Source organism: Microbacterium sp. UBA1097, from assembly GCF_002313585.1.
Lineage (GTDB): Bacteria > Actinomycetota > Actinomycetes > Actinomycetales > Microbacteriaceae > Microbacterium.
In genome coordinates this window covers 32,488-39,105 of the sequence record NZ_DCBW01000005.1, presented here as the reverse complement: position 1 = coordinate 39,105, position 6,618 = coordinate 32,488, and the positions used below count along the sequence as shown (strand labels likewise).

Sequence of the window (6,618 nt, the reverse complement as noted above, 5' to 3'; positions counted from 1 at the left end):
TCGATGCCGTCGAGGAGCCGGTCGCTGATGGCGTGTTCGAGGATCTCTGCCTCCTCGTGCACATCGGCCCAGGTGTAGCCGAACTCGCGTACGAGCCAGGTCTCAATAAGGCGGTGGCGGCGGATGATGGCGGCTGCGCGGTGCTCGCCGGCTGTCGTGAGCGAGATCGGTCCGTACGGGCGATGGGTCACGAGCCCGGCCGCGGCGAGCTTGCGAACCATCTCGGTCACGCTCGAGAGCGCAAGTCCGAGCTCGGAAGCGAGTTGCGACGGCGTGATCTGTTCGGTCTGCCACTCCGTGTGGTTGTAGATCGTCTTCAGATAGTCGTCGACGGCCGCGGAGGACATGCCGAAACCCTACCCGCCCCGGGTAGGCGCTCGATCACGTGCCGGTGAAGACCAGCCACAGCAGCACCAGGTTGAGAGTGATCAGCAGCGCCGCTGACACCACGCCCAGGACGGTCGTTGCGAGTCGGTTCCGGAACGGACCGAGGACGCTGCGCCGTGCGGTGATCCACACGAGCGGAACCAGCGCGAACGGGATGCCGAACGAGAGCACGACCTGGCTGAGGACGAGAGCGAAGGTCGGGTCAACGCCGAACCCGAGGATCAGCAGAGCGGGCACGAGCGTGACGAGGCGCCGGACCACGAGCGGCACCCGGATGCGCAGCAGGCCGCTCATGATCTCGGCGCCCGCGTACGCTCCGACGGCTGTGGAGGCCAGGCCGCTCGCGAGCAGTCCGACGGCGAACAGCGTCGCGATGATCGGTCCGAGCCCGTCGCGCAGGGCGGCGTATGCGCCCTCGAGCGAGTCGGTGCCGGGGACGCCCGCGAGGTTCGCTGCAGCAAGCAGCAGGATGCAGAGGTTCACGGTTCCGGCGATCACCATGGCGATCGTGACGTCCCAGCGCGTGGCGGTCAGGAGCCGCCTCGTCGACACTCCGCGCCCTGATTCGAGGCCGGCCGCCGCGGAGCCGAACGCGAACGGCCCGGCCGTGGTGGTCGGCGCGAACCGGTCGCGGCTGAGAGCCGAGTGCGCGTAGATCGCATGCGGCATGACGGTCGCGCCCAGGATGGATGCCGCCAGCAGCACGGTGTCGGCGCCTTCGAACCGGGGGACGAGACCGCCGACGATTCCGGCGGGGTCGGGCGGCGCGACGAAGACTCCGGCGGTGAACCCGACAGCAATGAGGACCACGAGCCCGATGACGATGACCTCGAAGGGCCTGGCGCCGCGCCTGGACTGCACGATCAGCAGGCCCAGGGAGACGACACCCGTGATCACCCCACCCCAGAGCAGGGGGATGCCGAACAGCAGGTTCAGGGCGACGGCACCGCCGATCACCTCGGCGACGTCGGTCGCCATCGCCACGAGCTCGGCTTGCAGCCAGTACAGGCGCCGCCCCCACGCGCTGCGGATCCGCCCCCCGAGCGCCTGCGGCAGGCTCTCACCGGTGACCACGCCGAGCTTTGCCGACAGGTACTGGATGAGCCAGGCCATCACATTCGCGACCACGACCACCCACACCAGCAGGTAGCCGTAGCGAGCGCCGGCTGTCATGTTGCTGGCCACGTTGCCGGGGTCGAGGTAGGCGACGCCGGCAACCATAGCCGGGCCGAGGAGCCACACCAGCCGGGGGCTCCGCGCCGGTGCCGAGACCGTGGCAGTGAGCGTCGGTGGAGACTTCGGCATATCGAAACCCTATCGATTTTTCGGTATACCGAAAAGATGCGCGGTGGGCACTCACCGTCCGGGCTCAGCGCGACCGTCAGATAGATTGCTCGACGTGCAGGACGAGACGGAGCCCGGGAGCGAGCCGGAACTCCCTCACGGAGTCGGACCCTGGCCGGGCGGTGAAGCTGAATGGCCGGATGATCCCCGACTTGACCCCGACCTCCTCGCCGCAGGTGACCGCCGCAACGTCGTCGACCGGTACCGATACTGGCGAATGGACGCGATCGTCGCGGACCTGGACGAGCGGCGGCATCCGTTTCATGTGGCGATCGAGAACTGGCAGCACGACCTCAACATCGGCTCCATCGTCCGCAGCGCGAACGCCTTCCTCGCAGCGGAAGTGCACATCATCGGGCGTCGCCGCTGGAACAAGCGCGGCGCGATGGTCACCGACCGCTATCAGCACGTGCGTCACCACGAGGATGTCGCGGCTTTCGCCGTGTGGGCGGATGCTGCGAACCTTCCTGTGATCGCGATCGACAACGTCGAGGGCTCCCGGCCGCTGCCCGAGGCGGACCTGCCCCAGGCGTGCGTTCTGTTGTTCGGTCAGGAAGGGCCGGGGCTCTCGGCAGAGGCGCTGGCCGCGGCATCCGGCAGCGTCGAGATCGCGCAGTACGGCTCGACCCGCTCCATCAACGCGGCCGCTGCTGCGGCCGTCGTGATGTACGAATGGTGTCGACGCTGGGCGTGAGCTGGGCTCGGCTCGAGGCTACCGCCGCGCGTTCACACCCTGAAAGGCACGCATATGCGTCCCCTCACCGACGCTCAGATCCGGGCATCGTTTCTCAACGCCTCGCGCAGCGAGCGCAAGAACCTCACCCTTCCCACCGACCTCGACACTCGCGACTGGGAGTCCCTGGACTATCTCGGCATCCGCGATTCGAAGCTGCCGAAGCTCGCGTCAGTCGTGATCGAACTCGACGACGAGCCCGTCGGCATCCTGCTGCGTCAGACCGATGCTCGCCCCCTGAGTCGTCCGCAATGTTCGTGGTGCAACGACGTCCAGCTCCCCAATGACGTCGTGATGTTCGCCGCCAAGCGAGCGGGCGACGCCGGACGGCGCGGCGATACCGTCGGCATCCTCGTCTGCGAGAACTTCGAGTGCTCGGTGAATGTTCGAAAGCTCCCGCCGTCGGCGTACCTCGGATTCGACCGTGAGGCGGCGCGCGATAGGCGCATCGAGGCCCTGCGCGCGAACGTCACCGAATTCGCCCGCAGCGTCCGCGACGGCGCGTAGCCGCCCTCAGGGCTGCATGATCTCGCGCAGTCGAGCCTCACGCTCGGCGGCGAGATCGTGCAGCCGCTGAGCGAAAGCAGCGACGGATGCCGCATCCGCAGCCCCTGCCGCGCGGGTCACCGGGGAACCGATCGGTGTGCCCGCGCGGACGGCGAGCGGCACGACACCCGCCCAAACGGTGTGATCCTCGCCGTCGTCCTCAGTGTCGCCCACCCCGTCGAAGCGGACCTTGACGCTCGCCTGATCGAGCGGGACCTGCAGAACGTGAGTGGCGCGGACTTCCTTGCGGGTCATCTCCCGCACCTCGGCGCGGCGGCCCGGCATGAGGTGATCCGAGACCTGCCACAGCGCCCGCTCCCGCTGGTCTTCAGGCACAATGCGGGCGCGCCCGAAGACCACCGCGCTGCGGTAGTTCGCGGAGCTCTCGAACGTGGATGCCGCGAAGACGAGTCCGTCGACGTGGGTGACCGTGACCGAGACCGGGACGCCCTCGCCCGCGGCATCCAAGAACAGCCCGCCGCCGGTCGACCCGTGCAGCAGCAGAACGGGGCCTTCACCGAGATCGCCGACCCCGTAGAGGTAGGGCAACACGATCGGTGCGCCGTCCCGCACGAAGCCCACGTGGGCGACGATCCCCTCAGCCAGGATGCCGCGCAGCACGTCGGCGTCAGTGTTCTGCCGCTGCGGCTTGCGTCGCACCTGCAGCGAGGGGGAGGAGGGGCTCTCGGGGCTCATATGTTGAGGGTAGAGCCGAGCCACGTCTGGCCCCGCAACCGCCAGCCGAGCGTCGCGGCGCGCGCAAGCATGTAGACGCCGAAGAAGGCGACGGCAAGCCACGCGAGCCCAGCGGCGCCGCCGGGGTGGAAGATCGCGACGAGGGCCAGGGCGGGGAGGAACGGTACGAGATTCAGCGCGCCCGCGATCGCGAGATAGCGCGCGTCGCCGGCACCGATGAGCACGCCGTCCCAGACGAAGACGATGCCGCACAGCGGCTGCGCAACGGCGAGCACGAGCAGGGCGGGCTGCACGATGGCCGCAAGTTCCGGGTCGCCGGTGAAGAGGATGCCGATGACCCCGGATGCCGCCGCGACCCCCGCGCCGACGAGGATGCCGAACCACAGACCCCACGCGCTGGTGCGCTGCAGCACCTTACGCACTCTGGCATGGTCCTGCTCGCCGAGTGACTTGCCGATGAGCGCTTGGGCCGCGATCGCGAGGGCGTCCAGAGCGAACGCTGCTGCCGAGAAGATCGTGTACGCGACCTGCCAGCCGGCGAGCTCATCGGTGCCGAGCCCGGTGGCGACGGCCACCGTGGTCAGGAGGGCTATCCGCAGCGACACCGTGCGCAGGAATAGCCAGCCGCCGGTGCGGGCGGACCCGCGCACGCCGCGAGCCGACGGGCGGACCTGGGCCGAATGGCGCTGAGCCAGCCGACCGATGACACCGACGTAGGCGACGACCATGCCCCATTGGGCCAGCACGGTTCCCACCGCCGAGCCCGCGATCCCCCACCCGAGCCCGTAAATGAAGAGCGCGTTCAGCGCAGCATTCGCGCCGAAGCCGGCCGCGGCGATCCACAGCGGCGTGACGGTGTCTTGCATCCCGCGCAGCAGCCCTGTCGCGGCGAACACGATGAGCATTGCGGGAAGACCCCACATGGAGATCTGGAGGTAGGTCACCGCATCCGCCGCCACCTCCTGGGTGGCACCGAACAGCGAGACGAGGGGTGGTGTCGCGAGGGATCCGGCGAGGGCCAGAAGTGCGCCAAGCCCGAGCGCGAGCCAGAGGCCGTCGATGCCGACCGAAACCGCAGATTTCGCATCGCCGGCGCCGAAGCGTCGGGCGACTGCCGGTGTGGTCGAGTACGCGAGAAAGACCATGAGCCCGACGATCGTCTGCAGGATCGCCGAAGCGATCCCGAGGGCGGCCAGCGGCACGGTACCCAGGTGCCCGACCAGTGCCGAATCGACGATCAGGAACAGCGGCTCGGCGATGAGGGCGCCGAGGGCCGGCACCGCGAGCCGCAGGATGTCACGGTTCAGCGTCGAGGGAGCGCCGGCGGGTCGAGAAGGCACGAGCCGAGCCTAGGGTTCACCGCCGCTGACACGGATGACGCGCGCCGCGCCACCGTCCGGTGCGGGTCTGTTCGGTTGCCGCGACACGCCGTGCGTGGCATCCGTCGTCCGCGCTTCGCGGCAAACGAACCGCGCGGATGCCACGATGGGCAGTGCGGAAGAGGCGCCGCCGGGCGCCCGGGCAGGGGTGGGATGACGGGGAACACGTCGTCGACGACATCTCCGGATGCCGGCAGTGGGGCTGCCCGGCAGATCGCGATCCTCATGCTGCTGGCTGCCATCGCGGGTCTCGCCCTCGGACTCGTCGGCGGGGCCTTTCGCTGGTGCATCGACCAGGCCGAGCATCTGCGCATCGAGGTCTTCGCGTTCGCGCACGACCAGCCCGCGTGGGGGTGGCTCATCGCTATCGCCGTCACCGCCACGGGCGCGACGCTGGCAGCACTTCTCGTGAAGTGGGTCCCGCAGGCGGCCGGGAGCGGCATCCAGTACGTCGAGGCTGTCGAGCGCGGGGAGGAGCCGCCGAGCGCTCTGGGGGTACTCGTGGCGAAGTTCGTCGGCGGCGTGCTCTCGATCGGGTCGGGAATGGTGCTGGGTCGCGAGGGCCCCACGGTTCATATCGGTGCGGTGCTCGGCGCCGAGGCTGCTCGCCGCAGCCGCAGATCCGCGGCGGACGCGCGCACCCTTCACTCCGCCCTCTCTGGCGCTGGCCTAGCCGTCGCTTTCAACGCTCCGCTGGGCGGATCGCTCTTCGTCATCGAAGAGGTCGCCCAGTCGGTGCGCGCGCGTATCGTCCTCCCAACCCTGACCGGTGTCGCTGTGGCAGTTGCCACGGCGTGGATCGTCGTTGGCAATGCGCCGATCTTCCAGGTAGCGCCCGTCCCGCCGCCCGACCTCGCGCAAGTGGGCGTCTTCGCGGTGTTTGGCCTGCTCACCGGCATCCTCGGTGCGGGATACAACCGTCTGATCCTCGGGTTCCTGACGGCGGCCCGGGCAGCGCGCCGCGTGCCGCCGGTGGCCCAGGCGGCGATCATCGGCGGAGCAGTCGGCCTGCTGCTCTTCCTCGACCCGCTCGGTGCCGGCGGGGGCGATCCGATCTCGCAGGGCCTACTTCGCGGCGAGTCGCTCATCCCTATCGTGCTCGCCGCAACCCTCGTCATCCGGTTTCTGGCCGGTCCGCTCTCGTACGCGGCGGGAACCCCCGGGGGCCTGTTCGCCCCGCTCCTGGCGATCGGTGCGCTGTGGGGAGCGCTCTGCGGATCCGTCGCGAAGCTGATTCTCCCGGAGGTGGCCGATACGACGGTCGTGGTGTTCGTCCTCGTCGGCATGACCTCGATGTTCGCTGCCACGATCCGGGCACCCCTGACCGGCATCGCCGTCGTGGTCGAGATGACGGCCGTTGCCACAGTGCTGGCGCCGATGCTCGCGGCATCCGTCTGCGCGATCCTCGTCGCCGCGGCTCTTCGCACCCGGCCCATCTACGAAGACCTGCGCGAACGGATGCTGCATCCGCCAGCCGTTCGTTCGGTGTTCCCGCCTCGCAGGGATCGTCCATAGCGGAGGTGCTTATTCTGG

7 protein-coding genes are annotated in these 6,618 nt (G+C 69.3%); 3 read left to right on the top strand and 4 right to left on the bottom strand.

Annotated features, from left to right (window positions below; all coding sequences use genetic code 11):
* Both B4F19_RS00525 and B4F19_RS00520 read right to left on the bottom strand, forming a co-directional pair.
* Positions 1-347 (bottom strand): metal-dependent transcriptional regulator (locus B4F19_RS00525; protein WP_292732199.1); only part of this gene is annotated, 347 nt, incomplete at its 3' end.
* Between the two features lie 34 nt (positions 348-381).
* Complete coding sequence (locus B4F19_RS00520) at positions 382-1,692, bottom strand: Nramp family divalent metal transporter (protein ID WP_292732197.1); 1,311 nt, start codon at positions 1,690-1,692, stop codon at positions 382-384.
* Between the two features lie 94 nt (positions 1,693-1,786).
* On the opposite strand from B4F19_RS00520, the gene B4F19_RS00515 reads away from it, so the two are divergent.
* Together B4F19_RS00515 and B4F19_RS00510 are read left to right on the top strand one after the other, a co-directional pair.
* Positions 1,787-2,425, top strand: coding sequence for a TrmH family RNA methyltransferase (locus tag B4F19_RS00515; RefSeq protein ID WP_228178290.1), 639 nt, complete (start codon positions 1,787-1,789; stop codon positions 2,423-2,425).
* Positions 2,426-2,479: 54 nt separating this feature from the next.
* Positions 2,480-2,971 (top strand): FBP domain-containing protein, encoded by a 492-nt coding sequence (locus B4F19_RS00510; protein ID WP_292732195.1) that lies wholly within the window; start codon positions 2,480-2,482, stop codon positions 2,969-2,971.
* Between the two features lie 6 nt (positions 2,972-2,977).
* Here the strand turns inward: B4F19_RS00510 and B4F19_RS00505 are convergent, their stop codons facing one another.
* Both B4F19_RS00505 and B4F19_RS00500 read right to left on the bottom strand, forming a co-directional pair.
* Positions 2,978-3,706, bottom strand: coding sequence for a pyridoxamine 5'-phosphate oxidase family protein (locus B4F19_RS00505; protein ID WP_228178292.1), 729 nt, complete (start codon positions 3,704-3,706; stop codon positions 2,978-2,980).
* A complete protein-coding gene (locus tag B4F19_RS00500) occupies positions 3,703-5,046 on the bottom strand; it encodes an MATE family efflux transporter (RefSeq protein WP_292728336.1) in 1,344 nt (447 codons plus the stop codon). The genes B4F19_RS00505 and B4F19_RS00500 overlap by 4 nt, the downstream gene beginning before the upstream one ends.
* A 192-nt stretch (positions 5,047-5,238) precedes the next feature.
* On the opposite strand from B4F19_RS00500, the gene B4F19_RS00495 reads away from it, so the two are divergent.
* Positions 5,239-6,600, top strand: coding sequence for a ClC family H(+)/Cl(-) exchange transporter (locus tag B4F19_RS00495; RefSeq protein ID WP_292732193.1), 1,362 nt, complete (start codon positions 5,239-5,241; stop codon positions 6,598-6,600).
* Positions 6,601-6,618: the final 18 nt, after the last annotated feature.